Origin of the sequence: Methylobacter sp. BBA5.1 (genome assembly GCF_000746145.1) — a bacterium.
GTDB classification, from domain to species: domain Bacteria; phylum Pseudomonadota; class Gammaproteobacteria; order Methylococcales; family Methylomonadaceae; genus Methylobacter; species Methylobacter marinus.
In genome coordinates this window covers 49,237-69,207 of sequence record NZ_JQKS01000011.1, presented here as the reverse complement: position 1 = coordinate 69,207, position 19,971 = coordinate 49,237, and the positions used below count along the sequence as shown (strand labels likewise).

General features: G+C 50.6%; 18 protein-coding genes and 1 pseudogene. 7 read left to right on the top strand and 12 right to left on the bottom strand.

Annotation, left to right across the window (positions count from 1 at the left end; all coding sequences use genetic code 11):
• The first annotated feature begins 120 nt into the window (after nucleotides 1–120).
• Nucleotides 121–477 carry an outer membrane protein assembly factor BamE gene (gene bamE, locus EK22_RS07910; RefSeq protein ID WP_020161184.1) on the top strand — a complete coding sequence of 119 codons (357 nt, stop codon included), beginning with the start codon at nucleotides 121–123 and terminating at the stop codon, nucleotides 475–477.
• 52 nt (nucleotides 478–529) lie between these two features.
• On the opposite strand, the gene EK22_RS07905 is transcribed toward bamE, so the two are convergent.
• Nucleotides 530–2,140 (bottom strand): NAD(P)/FAD-dependent oxidoreductase, encoded by a 1,611-nt coding sequence (locus EK22_RS07905; protein ID WP_027147526.1) that lies wholly within the window; start codon nucleotides 2,138–2,140, stop codon nucleotides 530–532.
• A 213-nt stretch (nucleotides 2,141–2,353) separates the two neighbouring features.
• On the opposite strand from EK22_RS07905, the gene EK22_RS07900 reads away from it, so the two are divergent.
• The 3 genes from EK22_RS07900 (at nucleotide 2,354) to EK22_RS07890 (ending at nucleotide 6,616) form a co-directional block, all read left to right on the top strand.
• Nucleotides 2,354–4,981 (top strand): ATP-binding protein, encoded by a 2,628-nt coding sequence (locus EK22_RS07900; protein WP_036249663.1) that lies wholly within the window; start codon nucleotides 2,354–2,356, stop codon nucleotides 4,979–4,981.
• Nucleotides 4,982–5,063: 82 nt separating this feature from the next.
• The gene (locus tag EK22_RS07895; RefSeq protein WP_036249661.1) at nucleotides 5,064–5,864 is read left to right on the top strand and encodes a c-type cytochrome; all 801 of its coding nucleotides are present in this window, start codon (nucleotides 5,064–5,066) and stop codon (nucleotides 5,862–5,864) included.
• Between the two features lie 56 nt (nucleotides 5,865–5,920).
• Nucleotides 5,921–6,616, top strand: coding sequence for a DUF5020 family protein (locus EK22_RS07890; protein ID WP_232216405.1), 696 nt, complete (start codon nucleotides 5,921–5,923; stop codon nucleotides 6,614–6,616).
• On the opposite strand, the gene EK22_RS07885 is transcribed toward EK22_RS07890, so the two are convergent.
• Nucleotides 6,613–10,140, bottom strand: coding sequence for an EAL domain-containing protein (locus tag EK22_RS07885; protein ID WP_036249823.1), 3,528 nt, complete (start codon nucleotides 10,138–10,140; stop codon nucleotides 6,613–6,615). The genes EK22_RS07890 and EK22_RS07885 overlap by 4 nt on opposite strands.
• Before the next feature lie 636 nt (nucleotides 10,141–10,776).
• Between EK22_RS07885 and EK22_RS07880 the strand changes: the two genes are divergently transcribed.
• The gene (locus EK22_RS07880; protein WP_020161178.1) at nucleotides 10,777–12,492 is read left to right on the top strand and encodes a proline--tRNA ligase; all 1,716 of its coding nucleotides are present in this window, start codon (nucleotides 10,777–10,779) and stop codon (nucleotides 12,490–12,492) included.
• A gap of 466 nt (nucleotides 12,493–12,958) precedes the next feature.
• Here EK22_RS07880 and EK22_RS07875 read toward each other — a convergent pair whose 3' ends face one another.
• The 6 genes from EK22_RS07875 to EK22_RS07850 form a co-directional block, all read right to left on the bottom strand.
• Nucleotides 12,959–13,594, bottom strand: coding sequence for a hypothetical protein (locus tag EK22_RS07875; protein ID WP_036249656.1), 636 nt, complete (start codon nucleotides 13,592–13,594; stop codon nucleotides 12,959–12,961).
• Between the two features lie 4 nt (nucleotides 13,595–13,598).
• A complete protein-coding gene (locus tag EK22_RS07870; protein ID WP_036249653.1) occupies nucleotides 13,599–14,300 on the bottom strand; it encodes a HupE/UreJ family protein in 702 nt (233 codons plus the stop codon).
• A gap of 42 nt (nucleotides 14,301–14,342) precedes the next feature.
• On the bottom strand, nucleotides 14,343–14,693 hold the full coding sequence (locus EK22_RS07865; protein ID WP_020161175.1) for a DUF3147 family protein: 351 nt from the start codon (nucleotides 14,691–14,693) through the stop codon (nucleotides 14,343–14,345).
• A gap of 78 nt (nucleotides 14,694–14,771) precedes the next feature.
• Nucleotides 14,772–15,113, bottom strand: a complete 342-nt coding sequence (locus EK22_RS07860; protein ID WP_020161174.1) for a low molecular weight protein tyrosine phosphatase family protein — start codon at nucleotides 15,111–15,113, stop codon at nucleotides 14,772–14,774.
• A gap of 42 nt (nucleotides 15,114–15,155) precedes the next feature.
• The gene (locus tag EK22_RS07855) at nucleotides 15,156–15,572 is read right to left on the bottom strand and encodes a WapI family immunity protein (protein WP_020161173.1); all 417 of its coding nucleotides are present in this window, start codon (nucleotides 15,570–15,572) and stop codon (nucleotides 15,156–15,158) included.
• Nucleotides 15,573–15,667: 95 nt separating this feature from the next.
• Nucleotides 15,668–16,627, bottom strand: coding sequence for an AraC family transcriptional regulator (locus tag EK22_RS07850; RefSeq protein ID WP_235209248.1), 960 nt, complete (start codon nucleotides 16,625–16,627; stop codon nucleotides 15,668–15,670).
• 224 nt (nucleotides 16,628–16,851) lie between these two features.
• On the opposite strand from EK22_RS07850, the pseudogene EK22_RS07845 reads away from it, so the two are divergent.
• Nucleotides 16,852–17,145 (top strand): annotated as a pseudogene (locus EK22_RS07845) (phage portal protein); the annotation flags it as partial.
• 7 nt (nucleotides 17,146–17,152) lie between these two features.
• On the opposite strand, the gene EK22_RS07840 reads toward EK22_RS07845, so the two are convergent.
• From EK22_RS07840 to cmoA, 4 genes are read right to left on the bottom strand one after another with little or no spacing between them, the layout of a single operon-like run.
• Entirely contained in the window at nucleotides 17,153–17,689 is a 537-nt protein-coding gene (locus tag EK22_RS07840; RefSeq protein WP_036249650.1) for a hypothetical protein, read from the bottom strand.
• Nucleotides 17,686–18,228 carry a hypothetical protein gene (locus tag EK22_RS07835; RefSeq protein WP_235209247.1) on the bottom strand — a complete coding sequence of 181 codons (543 nt, stop codon included), beginning with the start codon at nucleotides 18,226–18,228 and terminating at the stop codon, nucleotides 17,686–17,688. Before EK22_RS07835 ends, EK22_RS07840 begins: the two co-directional genes overlap by 4 nt.
• A 31-nt stretch (nucleotides 18,229–18,259) precedes the next feature.
• Nucleotides 18,260–18,697 carry a gamma-glutamylcyclotransferase family protein gene (locus EK22_RS07830; protein WP_051961765.1) on the bottom strand — a complete coding sequence of 146 codons (438 nt, stop codon included), beginning with the start codon at nucleotides 18,695–18,697 and terminating at the stop codon, nucleotides 18,260–18,262.
• 6 nt (nucleotides 18,698–18,703) lie between these two features.
• The gene (cmoA, locus tag EK22_RS07825; protein ID WP_036249646.1) at nucleotides 18,704–19,444 is read right to left on the bottom strand and encodes a carboxy-S-adenosyl-L-methionine synthase CmoA; all 741 of its coding nucleotides are present in this window, start codon (nucleotides 19,442–19,444) and stop codon (nucleotides 18,704–18,706) included.
• 311 nt (nucleotides 19,445–19,755) lie between these two features.
• Between cmoA and EK22_RS24895 the strand changes: the two genes are divergently transcribed.
• The gene (locus EK22_RS24895; protein ID WP_020161166.1) at nucleotides 19,756–19,908 is read left to right on the top strand and encodes a hypothetical protein; all 153 of its coding nucleotides are present in this window, start codon (nucleotides 19,756–19,758) and stop codon (nucleotides 19,906–19,908) included.
• Nucleotides 19,909–19,971: the final 63 nt, after the last annotated feature.

Below are 19,971 nucleotides of genomic sequence, written 5' to 3'. Positions count from 1 at the left end.
CTTATAACTAAGCTGTACATAATAAAAAAATACGTTTATTCACATATATAGACCGTGGATTTGACAGTCTTTTATTTTAATATCAGGATAACGGATTTTTAAAATCGATATCGGATAATAATGAAAATTGATGTTGTATATGCCGTGGTATCAACGGGATTATTAAGGAAGGCGGCCGCTGGCCTGGTCATGGTTATGGCGCTTTTCTCTATTGCGGGATGCGCTACTGTCGGGCATGAGTTCCCGGCCGGCCAGGTTTCGACGATCAAAATAGGCGAAACCACCCAGAACGAAATACGCTCCATTTTTGGCAATCCCTGGAGGACTGGAATCGAAGACGGCCTGAGAACCTGGACGTACGGTATCTATCATTACAGTCTGTTCGATGATGCCAGTACGGAAGATCTGCTCATTCGCTTTGACAAGCACGGCGTCGTGTCCTCATTTGTCTTCAATACGACCAAACGATCCAAATAGACCGGTCAGGGGCGCGCTGAAAGGAACCTCCCTGTCTCATCGGTTTTACAAACTATGCCTGCTGGCCGCGGACCCAATCCAAAGCCAGTGCCTCGGCTACTTTAATGCCGTCCACGGCTGCGGATAGAATGCCGCCCGCATAGCCCGCGCCTTCTCCCGCCGGATACAGACCCCGGGTATTCAGGCTCTGATAATCGGCATTGCGCTTGATGCGAATCGGTGATGAGGTTCGCGTCTCAACGCCGGTCAGCACGGCGTCGTGCATGGCAAATCCTTTTATTTTTCTATCAAATGCCGGCAAGGCTTCCCGTATCGCTTCTATGGCATAGTCGGGCAGGGCGGAGCTCAGATCGCACAAATGCACGCCCGGCGTATAGGAGGGCTGTACCGTGCCCAGCGCAACCGAAGGGCGCTTTTCCAGGAAATCGCCTACCAGTTGCCCCGGCGCTTCATAGGTGCCGCCGCCCAGTTCAAATGCCCGGGCTTCCAACCGGCGCTGGAATTCGATGCCGGCCAACGGATGACCCGGATAATCGTCAGGCGTGATGCCGACAACAATGCCGCTGTTGGCATTGCGCTCATTGCGCGAATACTGGCTCATGCCGTTGGTGACGACATGGCCGGCCTCGGACGTGGCCGCCACGACCGTACCGCCGGGACACATGCAGAAGCTGTAGACGGAGCGCCCGTTGCGGCAGTGATGGACCAGTTTGTAATCAGCGGCGCCGAGTAAAGGGTGGCCGGCATAGTTACCGAAGCGGCAGGTGTCGATCAGCGACTGGGGATGCTCTATGCGGAAGCCGACGGAAAAAGGCTTGGCCTCAATATAAACGCCGCGGTCATAAAGCATTTTGAAGGTGTCCCGCGCGCTGTGACCGACGGCCAGCACGACGTGATTGCCGAGGATCGTTTCGCCGTTGGCGAGCTTGACCCCATGAACCTGCCCGTTATCGATAATAATATCGTCCACACGGCTCTGAAAGCGTATTTCGCCGCCCAATGACTCGATGGTCGCGCGTATTTGTTCTACCATCGAAACCAGCTTGAAAGTGCCTATGTGCGGCTTGCTGACGTAGAGGATTTCGGCGGGCGCGCCGGCTTTGACGAACTCCGTCAGGACCTTCCGGCCGTAATGATTGGGGTCCTTGATCTGGGTATGAAGCTTGCCGTCGGAAAAAGTGCCGGCGCCGCCTTCGCCGAACTGTACGTTCGATTCCGGATTGAACTGGCGCTTGCGCCAGAGGCCGAACGTATCCTTCGTGCGCTCGCGCACTTCCTTGCCGCGCTCCAGGATGATCGGACGAAAACCCATCTGGGCCAGAATCAACGCCGCGAACAGTCCGCAGGGCCCGGTGCCGATCACGACCGGCCGGGTAGCCAGGTGTTCAGGCGCCCGGGCTACAAAACGGTAAGTCGTATCCGGCGTCAGGGAAACATGCGGGTCATCGTGCAGGCGCTGCAGGATGGCTTGCTCATTGTCGATTTCGACATCGAGGCTATAAATAAGGAAAATCGAACTTCGATTGCGGGCATCAATACCGCGACGAAATATCGTATAATTCACACGGTGTTCCGCGCTGAGACCGAGTCGATCGAGAATGGCGGTTTTGATCATGCTTTCCGGATGATCGAGAGGGAGTTTAAGTTCAGTGATTCTCAACATGTAATTATTCCGAGGGGGCTTTGGCTAAAGTCCGTGTATATGCCGGTCAGCTTGATGGGACGGATATATTCTACCGTAATGATATTTTTCTTGTTAGTAGCTATTCAGGCGCTTTTATTCTGTTATGCTTTTAATATTCCAAAAAGCCGGGTATAGAGTAAAACCAAACCATTTTACATTAATAAAATCCAGAACATGACTTCCGGTTTAGCAATGATCCGTACATCAAAATACCTGTTTTTAATCGGTCTTATTGCCAGCGTCTATTTTACCTCGGGTTTATTAGGCCAGATGCTTAAAGTACCGCCCAGTAACGCCGGTGCGCTGTGGCCGCCTTCCGGCATTTCGCTGGCGGCGATGCTGTTGCTGGGCAATCGGATTTGGCCCGGTATATTCATAGGCAATTTCTGCATCAGTGCCTGGGCCTTTGGCTTTAACGAGGAATCATTGCCCATTTATGCGGTAACCGGTTTTGGAGCCACGACCTGTGCGTTAGTCGGCAGCCAGCTGATAAAACGTTTCGTCGGTTTTCCGAGTCCGCTGGTCGATGATAAAAGCATTCTGCTTTTTATGCTGCTTGGAGGCCCCTTAAGCTGTCTGTTACCGGCAACGATCGCCATGATCGCCATGTATTTGAGCGGCATCATCTCGGTCTCTGAAATTCCCGTCAACTGGATCAGTTGGTGGGCCGGCGATACCATGGGCGTCCTGGTATTCACGCCGTTGATGCTGATGGCTTTCGCCCAGCCGCGGCAGATCTGGCGCAAGCGTATGGTTTCAGTCGGCGTCCCGCTGGTTTTTACGTTTGTATTAGTGATTATATTTTTCTCGTATGTCCGGGAGGCGGATCAACAACAGCGCCAGCAAAAATTCAAAAACCAGGCTATTACCTTATCGCGCGCCTTAAAAAATCGTATTTATGGCGACCTGCACGCCATTAACAGCGCCAGAACTTTTTTTATGGGGTCGAACCAGATTGAAAGCAAGGAATTTGCATTATTTACCAGGCAGGCGCTGTCTCCTTTTAAGGAGATCGATTCGCTGATGTGGATCAGCGAATCGCCGTCCGGAACCGCCAATGTCGAATTCATATCCATACTGAACAAGCGGATAACCGGCTACTCAAACGCCGGACGGGCATTTCCGGCAAATCCAAACGATCTGCTCAAGGGCGATTTTACTTCTTCCGAGTTCGGCTATGTGCTGGTCGAGGGAAATAAGCTATATCTGGTGATGCCCGTGTTTAAAGAAGCGGAAGCTGAAGAAAAACTGCGTCGGGGGATTATTTTAGCTGCCATTTCCATTGATGAACTGGTGCGCCGGGCGTTTAGCGAGCTGAATACGTCGGGCAGCTTCCTGACTGTCACCATGTCCAAAGGCCCGAAGTACGAGAAAAAAATTATATATTCCGACGCCGGTCATCAGGCGGTCAATGCTTCAGAATATTATGTGTTCCCGGTCGCCGACCAGCAGCTGCGCTTGAGTTTTGTCCACGATTCGATCCTGGAGAATTCGCGTGTTTACTGGCCCATGTGGTGGGTTTTAGTCAGCGGGCTGCTGTTCACCTGCTTGCTTGGCCTCGGGCTGTTGATACTGACCGGGCGCTATTTCCAGACTGAATCCATTATTGAAGAACGAACGGCGGCATTGCTGCAGGCAAAAAATGCCGCTGAAACCGCCAATAATGCCAAAAACCAGTTTCTGGCCAATATCAGTCATGAGCTGCGCACCCCGTTGAATGGCATATTGGGGTTTACGCAACTGTTGCAGAAAAAATCCTATTTGCCCGAGGATGTTAAAAAGCAGGTAAACATCATCAAGCAATGTAGCGATAATCTGTTAACACTGATTACCGATATCCTCGATATTTCAGCGATTGAGTCCAATAAAATCAAAATCGATATCGGCGACTTTGACTTTGAAGCACTGTTATCCAATCTGATTGAGGTTTTCAGGCTGCAAGCCGATGAAAAACAACTGGTGCTAATCGTCAACAACGAAGTCATTCCCCATCACTTGATCGGCGATGAAACCCGTATCCGGCAAATTCTTATCAATCTGCTCAGCAATGCCATTAAATACACCGATTATGGCAGTGTGACCATCACCGCGAGCTACCATGACTGCAATCTAATCGTCTCTGTTGAAGACACGGGCTGCGGCATCGCCAAAAAAGATCTGGAACAGATTTTTTCTCCCTTTGTGCAAATCAGTACCACCGATTTTGTCAGGGAAGGCGTGGGTCTTGGCTTGGCCATTACACGCGAACTGGTCGGCTTCATGGGGGGCGAAATTACCGTCGATAGCCAGCCCGGCAGAGGCAGTGTTTTTACGGTGACTTTGCCCTTGCCGGTCAGTATAAGAAATCAGTATGACGGAAGCCGGCAGCATCGGGTCGAAGTCGGCCACAATGATTGCAACCGGGTCTTGATTGCCGATGACAGCGAGATCAATTTGCTGTTACTGGCTAATATGCTTGAGCAACACGGTTGTATCGTCGACTCAGCCAAGAATGGCAAGGAAGCGCTGCAATTGATAAGCGAACAACATTATCAGATGGCGCTTATCGATCTCAACATGCCGGTCATGACCGGCCTGGAACTGGTGAAAACAATAAGAAGCCAGAACAATCCATTAATCATCGCAGCCATCAGCGCCTATGCCGATGAGAATAAAATAACAGAAGCATTGAATGCCGGGTTTGATTATTATTTAACCAAGCCGCTCGATGAAGCTTATTTACTCAAGATGTTGAAGGATATTGCGCGGCAAGAGAAGGAGAGGGATGACATCAATCCCGAAATGATTCAGAAAAGCCCTTTTCTGCCTATGTCCGGATGATATATAAAGTTCGCAAATATAAACTGGAATTTACAGACGCTTTTCAAAAAACCGCGTAACAAGAACTACAAGAGCTTGCATCATGACAACTATCAAACTATCGCTTGGCTTTATATTGATATTATTACTGTCGCCGCTAAGCCGGGCGGCGGACTGGCCGGAGTTCAATCTGGTTAAAGCCGAGCCCGCGCGGTTGCCCCGGCCGGAGACGGTAAAAATCAGCCACGACCCCGTCTACAAGTCGGCAAAGGAATACGAGGCTTATCCGTTGTCGGAAATCCTGAATAAAATCCCCATGCCGCCCTCGTCGAAACCGGATGCACTGGTGCTCGTGTTTACAGCCGCCGACGGATATAACGTGTCCATGGCTTATCAGGACGCGATGGCCGAGCAGGGCTTTATCGCTTTCAGGGATAAAGCCGTTCCCGAATCTAAAAAATGGCTGGAATTTAAGTTCGGCAAACAGACCATAACGCCCGCGCCGTTTTATCTGGTTTGGCCGAAAGAAGGCCTGGATGAATGGCGCTATCCCTGGCCGTTCCAGTTGGTTTCGCTGTCATTGCAGCCCGCCAAAGCGTATTTCGGCGCCGCGGCGCCCGCTAAAGCCGATGACCGGATCAACAACGGATTCGAATTGTTCAGCCGCTATTGCATTCGTTGCCATTCAGTCAATCTTTCCGGCGGCGACGTCGGCCCGGAACTGAATGTTCCGAAAAACATTACCGAATATTTTCAGGAACAGGCACTGCCCCAATTCATACGCAATGCGAGCGCGTATCGTGCCGGCACGAAAATGCCCACATTTGAGAACCTTATAACGCCTGATGACGCACAGGATATCGTGCATTATCTGAAGCAAATGAAGCTGGAAAAAGCGCAGTAAACTCGATGCCAAACATAAACAGGGCCATTCTTCTGCTATGCTGGCAGGGAATGGTCATGCCGACAGCCAACGCAGTTGACTGGACGGCCAGTAATATTCAATTGCTGTACGGCAATGACTTTGAATTCGGTGATGATGAAAGAACCACCGTGACCGTGGAGCATGCGCATGGCTGGCGGCATGGCACAAATTTCTTTTTCGTCGATCTTGCCGACCGCAATGATATCGGCGTTGAAATTTATGCCGAAGTTTACTCTTACCTGAGCATGAACAAGGTGACCGGTCTGGATTGGTCTGCAGGTCCGGTTAAGGATATATCCCTGATGGCCGGTTTAAACATCAGCAACAAGCCTGAGCAGGATAACTTCAAAGCCTATTTGCTGGGATTCAGCCTGGATCTGTCCAATTCCCTGTTTGATTATCTGCAGCTGGATATCGCCGCTTATAAAGACGACAGCGTCAGCAATAAATACGGCATGCAGATTACGCCTGTATGGAGCTTGCCTTTTCAAATCGCCTCGACGAAGTTCAAGTTCAGGGGCTTTACCGATTTTCGTACCGGCAATACCAATGCTACAGGTACTTTTCACATTCTCGCGCAGCCGCAACTGCTGCTGGATGTGGGCGATTTGTTCGGCTGGAAAAGCGACAAGGTTTTTGTCGGCACCGAATATTCCTACTGGCACAACAAGTTTGGCGTAAGAGGCGTCGATGAATCCGTGGTTCAAGCCATGGCGATCGGGTTTTTCTAAAAGCTCATGGATCGCCGCCACAAGCTGTAGTATTTTTCCGCAAACTGCTTTGCCGGCAGGGGATGGCTGAAATAATGGCCCTGAAAACTCGGGCACTCCTGCTGTTTCAGAAGATCGAATTGCTGCGCCGTTTCCACGCCTTCGGCAATGACGTGTAAGCCGAGGTGTTTGGCCATGCCGAGGATGGCCTGCACAATCACGGCATCATTCATATCGGTTAAAATGTCCCTGACGAAACTCCGGTCTATTTTTAATATATCGATCGGCAGTTTTTTCAGATAGGCCAGAGACGAGTAACCGGTGCCGAAATCATCCACGGCTATCGAAATCCCCAAGGCCTTTAAGGCCTTCATTTTAGAAACGGTATCGTTTAAATCATCAATCATCACGCCTTCGGTCAATTCAATACCAAGCAGATACGGCGCAATGCCGCTGCGGGTCAGGGCCAGCCGGACCTGGTCGACGAAATCAGGCTGACGGAATTGACGGGAGCTGACATTGACGGAAATATGCGGCAAATTGATGCCCGCCGTTTGCCAGGCTTTGATTTGACGGCACGCCTCCATCAGTACCCATTGACTAACCGCTAAAATCAAATTGCTTTCTTCGGCAACGGCAATAAATTCCGCTGGCTGCATCATGTTTTTGCCCGGTTGCGGCCATCGAATCAGCGCTTCCGCGCTCAATACAACGCCTTCGCTATCGACCAGCGGCTGATAGTAAAGCGCAAACTGGTTCCGCTCGACGGCAATGCGCAGATTGTTTTCCATCTTGATACGTACATCGGCCGCTTCCTGCATGCTTGGGTGATAAAAACTGATGCTATTGCGGCCGCTGGCTTTTGAACGGTACATCGCGGTATCGGCTTGTTGCAGAATGATATCGGTGCCGACATGGTTATCGGGAAACAAGGCGATGCCGATGCTCGTCGATATTTGATGCTGGTAATCATTAAGAAAAAAAGCCTGGTTTAACGCGGACCTGATTTTTTCGGCGGCCGCGATGGCATGATCCGCCGCGACCGTCAAGCTGTCCATATCGGGATGCAGCAATACCACAAACTCATCTCCGCCAAGGCGGGCCGGAGTATCCTCTTTTCTAAGCACCGAAGTCAGACGCGCCGCAACCTGTATCAGCAATTCATCTCCTACCGCATGACCCAGGGAGTCGTTCAGTAATTTAAAATGATCCAGGTCCAGAAAAATAACGGCGCCATACTTGTGATGCCTTTTGGCCACCGCCAGGGCGTGTTCGAACCGGTCCAGCAATAACCGGCGATTGGGCAAGGCCGTTAACGCGTCAAAAAAAGCCATGGTATGGATTTTGTCGGCGGCTTCTTTTTGCGCAGTGATATCCGAGAAAACGCTTATATAATGGCTGACCTCATCAAAATCGTTTTTAACGGCCGTGACCGTTTGCCATGCCGGATAAATCTCTCCATTCCTGCGCCGGTTCCATATCTCGCCTTCAAATTTGCCGGAGGTTTGCAGTTGGCGCCGGAAGTCCTCGTAAAAGGCCGGGTCATGATAGCCCGATTTCAGGATGCTGGCGCTTTGCCCTTCGACTTGTTCAGCCGAATAGCCGGTGATTTGGGTAAAAGCTTTGTTCACGCGCAGGATCCTGGCGTTCTTGTCGGTGATCATGATGCCTTGCAGACTTTCGAAAGTGGTTGCGGCCAGGCGCAATTGTTCCTCGGCTTTCTTTTGTCTGGTGATGTCGATCATGAAGCCGACTATTTCCGTAACCCTGCCGTTATCAATCATCAGGTGAACCACATCGCGCAGCCAGACGCAACGGCCGTCCGCGGCGACCATGCGATATTCAAATTCATGATTGCGAAGGTTCCGGGTTTCTTCCAGGCGATAGGCCGCCGCCGTTGCCCGGTCCTCTTTATGAAGATGCCGGCGCCAGAAATCCGCTTCATTCAGCCATCTGTCGACCGGATAACCCAGTATGCTTTCCGCCTCGTCACTGACAAACAGGAATCTGAATGACGCGGGATCCGCGCGCCAGACGATGGCCGATTGCGTTTGCACCAGTTTTCTGAATTGCTGTTCGTTGGCCGCCAGTTTTATATTGCTTTGCCTGAGTTCCTCGGTGCGCTTGTCGACTTCGGACCTGATGGTTTCGGTATGGCCGGTCAGTACCAGCAAGCCGAGGCTCATAAAGCCGGTCAATACCATGCCTACGGCAAGCATTTGCGAAACAGACCAGGAATAATGCTCACTGAGAAATTCCTTATCGGGCGCAATCTCCAGAAACCATTGCTGATCAGCCAGATTGACGGCGCCGAGGACAGTCAGGTTCAGCGGGTCGGATAAGGGCTGATTGCCACTCGATTGAAACAGGGTGGATTGCAAAGGCGCGTTTGCGCCGTCGAAAAGCTTGATGATGACATGCGGAAAATTTGCCCTGTTGATGGTCTGTCTGACAAAGTCCTCAATATTGACAACCTCGGCGACAACGCCTTTCAGCTCGGTATCGGTTTGAAACACGGGCAGTAAAACCATGAATTCGTGTTTGCCGGTCACGATTATTTCCCGGTCACCGATTGTCAACCCGTTCGCTGTTTCCGCCACGGATTTAAATTCGGCCGTCTCTTCGGTAATGGCCCGGTATTTGCTGATTAAGCGATGGCCTTCAGCATTGCCGGCGGCCTCAAGCCATTCAAGCCGCGTAATATCGGGATGCTGATTAAAGAGCGAACGTCCAAAAGTTTTAAAATCATTCTTCGATACCGGCTTCGGCAAGTCAACCGAGTCTTTGATCAGTTGCAGCGTCATCAGGTGCTGGCGCAGTCCGGTTTGCAAATCATCCCGGATAATCGTGGATTGAAGATCAATCACTTTATGCAGGTGTTCAACCTCTTTTTGCCGCGCGACTAAATAGCCGACCGCAAGCACTATGAAAATGCCGACTAACGGCACGCCCAGGGGGAGCAACCGTTGGCGCCAGATTCTATGGGAGCGATTAAAAATAATGAAAAACAGCGGGGTAAAGACGGCTATGCCGGTGCAATCGCCCAGCCACCAGGTTAAAAAGGAAAAAAACAGATCCTGTCCGATGATAACGCCGGCCAGAAATAACGAATACACGCTCAGCATGGCCGGCAACAAGGTGGCTACAGGACCCGCGAGCAGGAAAAACAGAAAAATCAGCCGGGTTGAAATCAGGCAGTTCGGAAATCCTGCGTATTTGTTGACCAGAACTTTGCCCAGCCAGGCCCTCAGCACGCTATTAAGCGGATTAAGAAACGCAACCGCCAGTTCCGGCGGCGATGCCAGTAATGCCGATATATCATAAACTTCATAATGAATCAGCCATTCAGCCGCGAATATCCCCGGCAAAACCCGGTTACCCCATAACAAAACAGCGGCCAGGCCGATGCCGGCCGGCGGCCAGATGGTCGTAGCGTAACTGGGCGGCAATGATAATGGCAGCGTCAACCGGCCGACCAGATAAAAAATGACAGTCGTCGTAATGATAGGCAGCCAACTTTTAACTAAAATCTTTACAGAGGTCATCGGTCTCATTGATAAGCGGTTGTTTAGTTTTAACAGGAACCGGTCCAGGCAGTTGCTTGGATTTAGGTTGATGCAATAAAGTGCCGTTACGCGGCGACTATTAGGAACAGGAATGCAGTAAGACCCGCGATTGAGGCATTATTTCCGTTCCTGTTCAACGACTGCATGCATGGAATGAACGATAAGACAAGTCAATCGCGCAAGTTAATAAATTCACGCTCCCTGGCACCGGTGACATCCTCAAGGCGTTGATCGCGGCTTGAATAAAAAGCCAATTGCATCCTGCTTTAGGGGTTCCGGTGCGCGGCTAATGGAATAATCAGCCGCGCATGGGTTGAATATTAAAGCTAAGGAACGTGAATTTTATAATTCCCGCAAATGACTTGTCTTTCCGTCCATCTTCGGCGTTGCGCAAACAGTTACATGGCTTGCCATGCGCCTGTTTGCGCGCCTTGAATATGAACAGAAATCCTGCCTCATTTGCGGGTCTTATTTCATTCCCATTCCTAACTTAAAAAGCAGGCGGCCAATCTGTTTTTTTATGGCCGGACGGGCAAGCTGAGATAACGTGATGACTAAACCCGTATTAAATCGGTAAAATAGCATTTTTCAATTTTTTCATCTTTCAAAAACAGAATGCGTACTACTCAATTTCCGCTCAATACCATTAAAGAAACCCCGGCCGATGCCGAAATCGCCAGTCATCAACTGATGATACGCGCCGGACTTATCCGTAAACTGGCCGCCGGTCTTTACACCTGGTTACCGTTGGGGTTGCGGGTATTGCGCAAAGTGGAAAAAATAACGCGCGAGGAAATGGAAAAAGCCGGCGCGCTGGAAGTTCTGATGCCGGCGCTTCAGCCTGCCGAGTTATGGCAGGAAACCGGCCGTTGGGAACAGTACGGCCCCGAGCTGGCGCGTTTGAAAGACCGTCACGACCGTGATTTCTGTCTCGGACCCACGCATGAGGAAATCATTACCGATCTGGCGCGCAACGAAATCAAAAGCTATAAGCAATTGCCCATCACCTATTATCAGGTGCAAACCAAATTCCGCGATGAAATCCGCCCGCGCTTCGGCATTATGCGCTCGCGCGAATTCGTCATGAAGGATGCCTATTCGTTCCATCTCGATCAGGCATCGCTGCAGGAAACCTACGAGGTCATGTATCAGGCCTACAGCAATATCTTCAACCGGCTGGGCCTGAAGTTCCGCGCCGTTATCGCCGACTCCGGCTCCATCGGCGGCGCCGTTTCGCATGAATTCCACGTGCTGGCCGATTCCGGCGAGGACGCCATCGCCTTCTCGACCGGCAGCGACTATGCCGCCAATATCGAAAAAGCCGAAGCGGTCATGCCGGCCGGATCGCGCGTTCAGCCGACGGCGGCATTAACACTGGTCGATACGCCCGATCAGCATAGCATTGAAGAGGTCAGCCGCTTTTTCAATATTTTGCCTGAGCAATGCCTGAAAACCCTGATCGTGAAAGGCGAGGAAGAAGGCACGCTGGTGGCGCTGCTGTTAAGAGGCGATCACGAGCTGAACGCGATCAAGGCGGAAAAAATCGACGGCATCGCTTCGCCACTGACTTTTGCCAGCGATGAGGAGGTTTACAGCGCCTGCCGCTGCAAGCCGGGCTCTATCGGTCCGATGGGGCTGGAGATAAAAATTATCGCCGACCGCGGTGTGGTCCTGATGTCCGATTTCGTCTGCGGCGCCAACCAGGACGGCAAGCATTATCAGGGCGTCAACTGGGAGCGCGATCTGCCTATCCCTGAGCAAATCGAAGACCTGCGCACTGTCGTCGAAGGCGATGCCAGCCCGGACGGGCAAGGCACGATCACGCTGGCGCGCGGCATTGAAGTCGGCCATATCTTCCAACTGGGCACCAAATACAGTGCCGCGATGAAAGCCGATATCATCAACGAAGCCGGTAAAAACCAGACCATGATCATGGGCTGCTACGGCATCGGCATTTCGCGCGTGGTGGCGGCGGCCATCGAGCAAAATCACGACGACAAGGGCATTATCTGGTCGGACAGCCTGGCGCCGTTCCAGGTTGCACTGTGTCCAATGAACATGCACAAATCCGAACGCCTGAAGGAAGCGACCGAAAAGCTGTATCAGGACCTGCGGCAAGCCGGCATCGACGTGTTGTTCGATGACCGTAAAGTCCGCGCCGGCTTCATGTTCTCCGATATGGAACTGATCGGCATTCCGCATCGCCTCGTGGTCAGCGACCGCGGCCTGGACGCGGGCACGGTCGAATACAAGGCCAGAACGGAGCAGGAGAGCATCGAAATACCGTTTGCGGAAGCCATCGACTTCTTAAAAGCCAGATTGAATCGATAATTGACTGGACAAGAAAAAAATTAACTGTAGGGCCGAATTCATTCGGCCCAGGCGCGGCCGGACGGAGGCAGGTTGTCCCGTCCGGCTTGAGCCGGAAGCCGTAGGGGACGCGGTGCGTGCCTTTCCAGGCTGAATTTCTGCATCCCAAGGGACGGGAATGAAATAGGGGCAAATACAGAATTAGAAAAAATTGTACGTTAACCTCTATTCGCTGATGGCATTGTCCTGGCGGTCTAGGAGACTGTCGGATTATGATTCGTCAGGATTAGTAAAGCATTGAAATAATTTGAAAAAAATTTTCCTAACAAAACGCATTTAAAAAATTTATTTTTTCAAAATCAATGCCTTATGTTTTTGTTGATTTTTAAATTCGACAGGCTCCTAGAGGCTAGTGATGTGCCAGAGATTCCATTCCACCTCCTGAACTATGAACAAGCCCGGCTTGCGCAGTGATAGTCACATGCCATTACATTATGCCCAAAATCCGGTAAGAACCTTTGGTATTCAAAATGATCGTCACCGGTGATGAGGTTTTGTTTTCCCAGTACCAGCCGTGAGGGCCTTCGAACGGCGCTGTTAAAGTACCGCTGGATCGATTGTCGGTGCTCTCTTTAAAGCTTTTGAAGTACCCGGTCTTATCGCCTTGGGGTTCGCCATGAAAATCAAAATAGAGCTTGGCCCCGTCGGTCGCCCACGAGTACTCCAGGGATGCGCCTTTTACCAGATGGAATTTATATTCCAGACCTTCACCGGCAGGCACTCGTATTTTGACCGAATCCTGCCACTGGAGCTGGGGTTGCTTTTGCGTGGTTTCAGTCGAGCCGGCAGAGGGCTTGACGGCCTGTTTCTGGTTCTGGCCGCTTGTTTCAGCCACTTGCTGCGGCAGCCTCGGACAGGTGATGGCGAGCGGCTGGCTGGCGGCTTTAGTCTGCACCGATGATAAAGCGGTCAACCCCATCATTTTTCCTAAGCCGGTCGGGTCAATGCCGTATTCGGCAGGCAGTACCGCCGTTATTAAAATAGTACTGGCCAATACCGTGGCAGAAGCCGTGGCGATGAGCAGCGATTTCAGTGAGGGAACGGAAGGATTAATGTCATTCATGAGTTTATACGTTAATTAAATAACCGGTTAACTGGTAGCCGAACAGAATCAGGCCGCCTGTCATCAACAGCGTATTGGTCGCGGTCGAAAAGGCATAAAAACTTCGGTGCCTGCGCCAGAAGTCGAGTGCAATCAGGATAAACAGCAACGCCACAAACTGGCCTATCTCCACCCCGACATTGAAGGCTAACAGGTTCTTCCATAACCCCTCTTTAGGCAAGGAAAAGTCCTGCAATTTGGTGGCCAGGCCAAAGCCATGAAACAGGCCGAATACCATCACGGCGAGTTTGGTGTTGGGCTGAAAGCCGAACAATCGGCGAAAACCCCCCAGGTTATCGAAGCCTTTGTAGACCACGGAAAGCCCAATGATGGCATCGATCAGGAACGGATTGACCGTCACGTTGCTCAGCACGCCGAACAACAGCGTCACGCTATGCCCCAAGGTGAACAGGCTGACATACAGCAGTACGTCCCGAGTGCGGAACAGAAAGAAAATCACGCCAAGCAGGAACAGCAGGTGATCGTAGCCGGTCACCATGTGTTTGGCGCCGATATACAGAAACGGCCCGATAGCGACGCCCTGGTTGGCCAGCAAAAAATGCTTGGTATTGGCATCGACGCCATGCGCCAGAACGCCGGGGCTCAGCAGAAATAACAGGAACGGCAAGCCCATAAGCCAGGCGGACCGTCGTTTTGCAAATGTCATCGTTTAAAAACCCTCTTGCAAGTGAGTGGAATAAGGTTATGGCTACAGTTTGACGCCACAGTGCTTCAGGATCAGGACCATGATGGAATAACAGCCGGCCGTCGCCGTCAGGGAAACCCCCATGCTCAGATAGAAGTTAATTCCCGCTCTAAGCAATAAAGACAAGCTGACGAAGAAAACCAGGGAAGGCATGACCAGCCAGAAAATCCCGGTTGCCAGATCCGCCACTTTCCCGGCATCGTGAGTATCGATATAAAGCCAGAACATGGCCAGCACGGAGGTGAGCGGCAGCGAGGCCAGCAAGGCGCCGATCAATGAATTGCGTTTCGATAGCTCGGCTATCGCCACGACCAACAGGCTGGTAATGACCACTTTGATGATCGTATAGATCATGTTGTGCCACCGCGATTGATTAATGCCTTCCGCATTGAACCAAAGCGTAAGTACAACCCCTTTGATTTTAGCGCTGTGTTATGTGCTTTTGCGTACATTATTATGTATATATCTTAAAACGCGACTTTCCAGCAACCGAATAAGTATGGGGTCCATTCGTTCATATTCATCAGGAATATCAAGGCAAATCATGCGCTTGCCTTTCAATAGGTTCTTGAATTTTTTCGATACCTTGTTTCTATGGCTTTTTTCCATAACAAATATGATATCAGCCCACTCAATCAAGTCACCGCTTATTGGCGTCGCCGCATCTGAATTTGTGCCGCAGCCAATTGCATTGATCCCATCATACTGTGAAAAGACTTCTTCACCTGTAGGGCTACGGAGTCTATTTTCGCTACATACAAATAATAAATTCATGAATAGCTTTTTGATGCATAACGTAAGATCAAAGGGCTCATGTTAGCGCACATGTTTTCCGCCCAGGTCTGCAATGAGAGAGTAGATGCTCTGACGGAGACTTGGTAAGAAGCTTTGATCGATATTGAACCCTCCTGACAGAACCGTAGGTATGCCATCCGGTCTTTCGCTTTCGAGCGCATAAGTACCGACAATACCGCCGAGCGACTGCATTGCCAAGTTAATCTGGATATCTGGCTCAGCACTAACAAGGACTGCGGTGCTTGATTTCTCTACCGACTCGTACATGGCACCAATCTCGTTTGCGAAACGCTCAAGATCACCCAATTGAAGCCAAGCTTCAAAGTCACCAACAAAGCCATTGGTTTCGACCAGAACTTGGACGCGGACCCAATCTTCATCGTCCACCAATTGTCTTGGACGTAGTTCAATCAGCAGGCCTTGGGCATGGAGTTTCATGCGCTCTAACGCAAAGTTGAGGGGCGCGCCGCTTTTGGGCGTGTCCCTCTCGAACGCCGTGTTAGCCTTCTAGTCGCCGTGAACACCAGCACGTTCTATACGACGTCTTTCAGCTTAATGTAAACCTCCATCTCCACATAACCATCTTTCCTCATGTCATTGAGATAGTGTTCCATTAGCGGAAAATCATCAGGTTCAAATCCACTATTTGGGAACCAATTCGAATACAGCGACATGTGAAAGCTACTAGTTCCTTCTGGTGCGCCTTTGTAGTGTGCAACAGCATATTGTCCCGGCGGGATGACTACTTTGAAAAACGGTTCCACAATCCTAGCGTCAGGACTTACGACAACAGCCGCCTCGTATTTGCACTTTTCAGTAGGCGTAATCGCCGGATTATCATGGCAGAGAGCAAAGCGCCTCTGTTTCAGATCCTCAATGCCGTAGCTGCGTGCCCATGCTATCAACTTATCCCACGTCTTGAGCAAAGACGCGGACTCATAACCTGCCGGTGACGTCAGCGCGCAGGCTACTTCTTCTTTGATTTCTACTACGTTCATATTCATAAGCATTTCCTCAAATTGTCCTGGGTTATATGTCACCCGATTGGTGACAACTTGAGGATATAAGTCATTGGGATTGAAAGCCTTTCCATACTTGCTAAATATCTTTCCAATCTTGCTGTTTTCCGTGCCTACTGGCTTTCTTGTCTGGCTCGGACTAACCCCGAAATACAATTTAAACGCTTTCGCAAAGTTAGCGCTAGAAGAGAAGCCGGTGATAATGGCAATTTCGGTGATGCTCAGCTCCTTCTTAAAAACGAGCAGGTTGGCAGCGCGCTCAAGTCGTTTACGGCCGACATAGTCATTAACCGTCTCTCCTACCAAAGCAAGAAATATTCGATGAAAGTGATAGATCGAAAAATTGCTGGCTTTTGCAATTTCCTTCAAATCAATCGGGCGGTTTAGGTTCTCATGAATGAAACGCAATGCCAGATTGACGCGCTCAACATAGCGATTACCGGTGGCCTTTCTCATTCGGGATAGATTGTTCATTTTGTCTCTGGAAGCTAACGTGATGTATACGACATAAAATGTCTAATAATCTGAGGCATATGTCGTATAACTCCAGTTGTCCATTGGTAATTAATTGATTTTATGATTATCCCTGAACTCAATGTTCCAGATTGCGACAATAAATGCGACATTCAACCAAAAACCAGCCAGTGACCTTATTGCCCTTGATCATCAGATTCTAGGCACGCAAGGAAGCCGGAGAGGTCTTCATCCGCATCCGTCAGCGCCGGCCCGAAGACGGCTTGCCGGTACCGGTTCAGTTTCAGGTGCTGGAGGCCGATTTCTGCCCGGTCAGCATGAACCAAAAAGCACCCAACGGCAACGACATCGTTTCCGGCATCGAATTCAACGCCATCGGCAAGCGCGTCGCGTATTGGATGCATAAGAAGCATCCGGCGGAGAAGGGCGGTTGGACCTATAACGAACTGACCCGGGTGCCGGCCGAGCAGATCATCCATCACTTTATTCCGCTGCGCCAGGCTAATGAATTCTTATAACGAATATTTACCGATCCTGGATCAGCCTCAGCGTTTTCTCGGGCATTTTACCGGCCGCAGCCCCTTCCTCCAGATGCAATCGTGCATCTTCATGCACGGTGGTCATGAATTTGATCAGGCGCATCTCGTGCTGCATTTTTTCTTCAAAATCCTCCGCTTCCCACATCTGGTTGAGCAGGTGTTTGGCATGATGATGAATCGTGAACGCGACGGCCTCGGGCAGATGCGTATAGCTGGCGCGGATCGATGCTTTCAACTGGTCAAGCGAGTCCAGATACTGTTTGTAATCCTTGATATCCTGTTTGCATTTGACCTTGAACATGGCCAGTTCGGCATCATGCCGGGTCTTGAGCAAGGCAATTTCATGCGCCAGCTGCTCGCTGCGTTTTTTCAGATCGGCTTCCAGCGCTTTTTCGGCCAATACCCGGGTATGCCTGAGCCTGGCTCCCTGGTCCTGATTGGCCTCTTGCCAGTCAAGATTCTCTTTTTTGACTATATGAAAAAGATTGACCAGGTTAAGCACCCAGCTTTTAAAAACACTCATGAACGCAGGACGACGGTGGCGATTTTTTGCTGCAGCTTTAACAAGGCTTCAATGTCCATCTGCTTGCGATAGCGAAGATGCTCCTGTTGCAACTGCCTGAAAGTGCTTTTGGGCAGGTTTTTCTTAATCGCCAACAGGTCTTTATGGATGGCTTTCGATAAAGACCGGATATGCTTGCGGTTGTTTGCCTTTAGCAGGTGTTTTCTGTGCAGTTCATTCAAGTATTTTATTTTCAATGTCTTGAAATGAAACAGCTGGGTAATTCGGGCCTGTTGCGCCTGAATATACAGCAATCGGCGCTGCAGGCGCTGTCCGGCTGAAAAGTAAAACAAAACGGAACGCGCGATTATGCCAGGCATGCCCAGCAATGCGGTGACGATCAGCAGGGCCAAGGCGCTTAACAACATGGCTGAGCCCAGGTGCGCGACCAATTCAGACAAACCGGGGATTTTCAGCCGCAGCAACACTGCCGCCAGAACAAAGACGGGCAATGAAGAAAGAAACAGTAGAAAAGGGATTTTGATAATCAAAAAGATCACCGGAACAAGTCAAGGGAAAGTGGATTTTGGTTTAGCGGGCGATATTGTAGCGAATTTTTCTTAAATCGCGCATATGGCAGACATAATCTCCCGATGAAATGCGAACCAGCCCGGATACGGCGCGGTTGTAAAAATAAACCCATGCCTGACAGACTGCGCCGTCATATGTGGATATGTCAGCCTGCTTTCTGATGAATTCATGCGGCTCGGGATACTTTGCCGAGCACTGTTCATAGTCGTCGAGCAGCTTAAAAAGCTCCTTTTTGTCGATGATGCGGTAGAGTTCTCCAGCCACACGGCCGCGGCAATGAGGCAGTTCGACGACGCCGGGGTAACCGTCGACCTGATAAAGCCGGCCGCGCAGGGTGCCCAGGGCGAGAAACTGGCAGTGCCGCATCATCACGTCATGCACGGGCAGTGCAAAAGCCTGCCGTAATGTGCCGTAGACAAATAGATATTCATCCGACATGGCTATTTATGATTTGACCGCGATAATGCAGGCGAAATTGAACCAGCGGAAATAGGTGTCGATATGCTTGAAGCCCGCCCGCTCCAGCAGTGCATAGTTCTCATCGAGGCGATAAGGAATCAGTACGTTTTCCAGTGCCTCGCGTTTGCGCTGGTTTTCGGCGTCGGTATAGCCGCTTTGGGATTTTTTGAATTGCAAATAATGGTCAATATACAGGCGGTTCAGCACGGAATCGTTGCCGAGGATTTTTTCCGATAAAAACAACACGCCCCCCGGCCTGAGCGCGGAATAAATATTCTTCAGCAAATGATCCCGCTCGATCGGGCGCACGAACTGCAGGGTCCAATTCATAATGATAACGTTGCACTCCGGCAGTGCGGGCAGGTGGCTCAAGTCGGCGGTCAGCAGCGACACTTTTCCGGCCTGTATTTCGTCGGCCAGTTTGGCGCGGGCTTTATCCAGCATGGGTTCGGAATTGTCATAGCCGATAAAATGCACGGTCTGCGGGCATTTCGGGTGCGTCGCGATGTGCTTGATAGTGGTACCTGTCGAACAGCCCAGGTCGCAGACGACACCTGAGTCCTCCGGCAGAAAATCCATGGTGATATCGGACTGGATGCGTTGAATCTCACTATAAAAAGGCACGCTTCTGGAGACCATATTGTCGAATACCCTGGCCACGCGCTCGTCAAACGCGAAATCTTCCGCACGGCCTGTTTGTTGAAATAATCTGTCTTCCTCTGTCATCTGTTCGGTTTTATCCTGATGTCATTTTTTCAGTATTATGCGTCAGCCGGCGAGTAATAGGCTAAAATGCCGGCAAAACGGATTGTCGTTTACTCGGTGGCGCGGGACTGAATTCAATCCGGGCTTAATGCTTGCTAAGTCCGGGTGATGAACGCATGCCGTGCTACAGCCGCTTGATTCGTCTATTTTACGCTAAATGGCCTGGTTGGTTATAGCTTCTGTAGGCAGATGCATTGCCTTACAATTTTTTCAATCCGCCGGCTTCTATTTCAATCGGGTGCCCCATGAACAATCGTCGCCTAGCTGTGAAAATGAAATGTATTTTTATATTGCTGCTGCTGATGATACTGGATATCGGCCCGATTCCAATTACAGCCGGCTTGGGATTGTTTATCGTGCTGTTCAGGCCGCTATGGTTCAAGACCTTGGTAGACACCCTTTACAGCGGTAAAAATACGCCTTGATGGCCGGAATGACTGTAGGGCATTAGTTTGAATTTCAGGCATTTCAGGCAGTCTATTAACGAA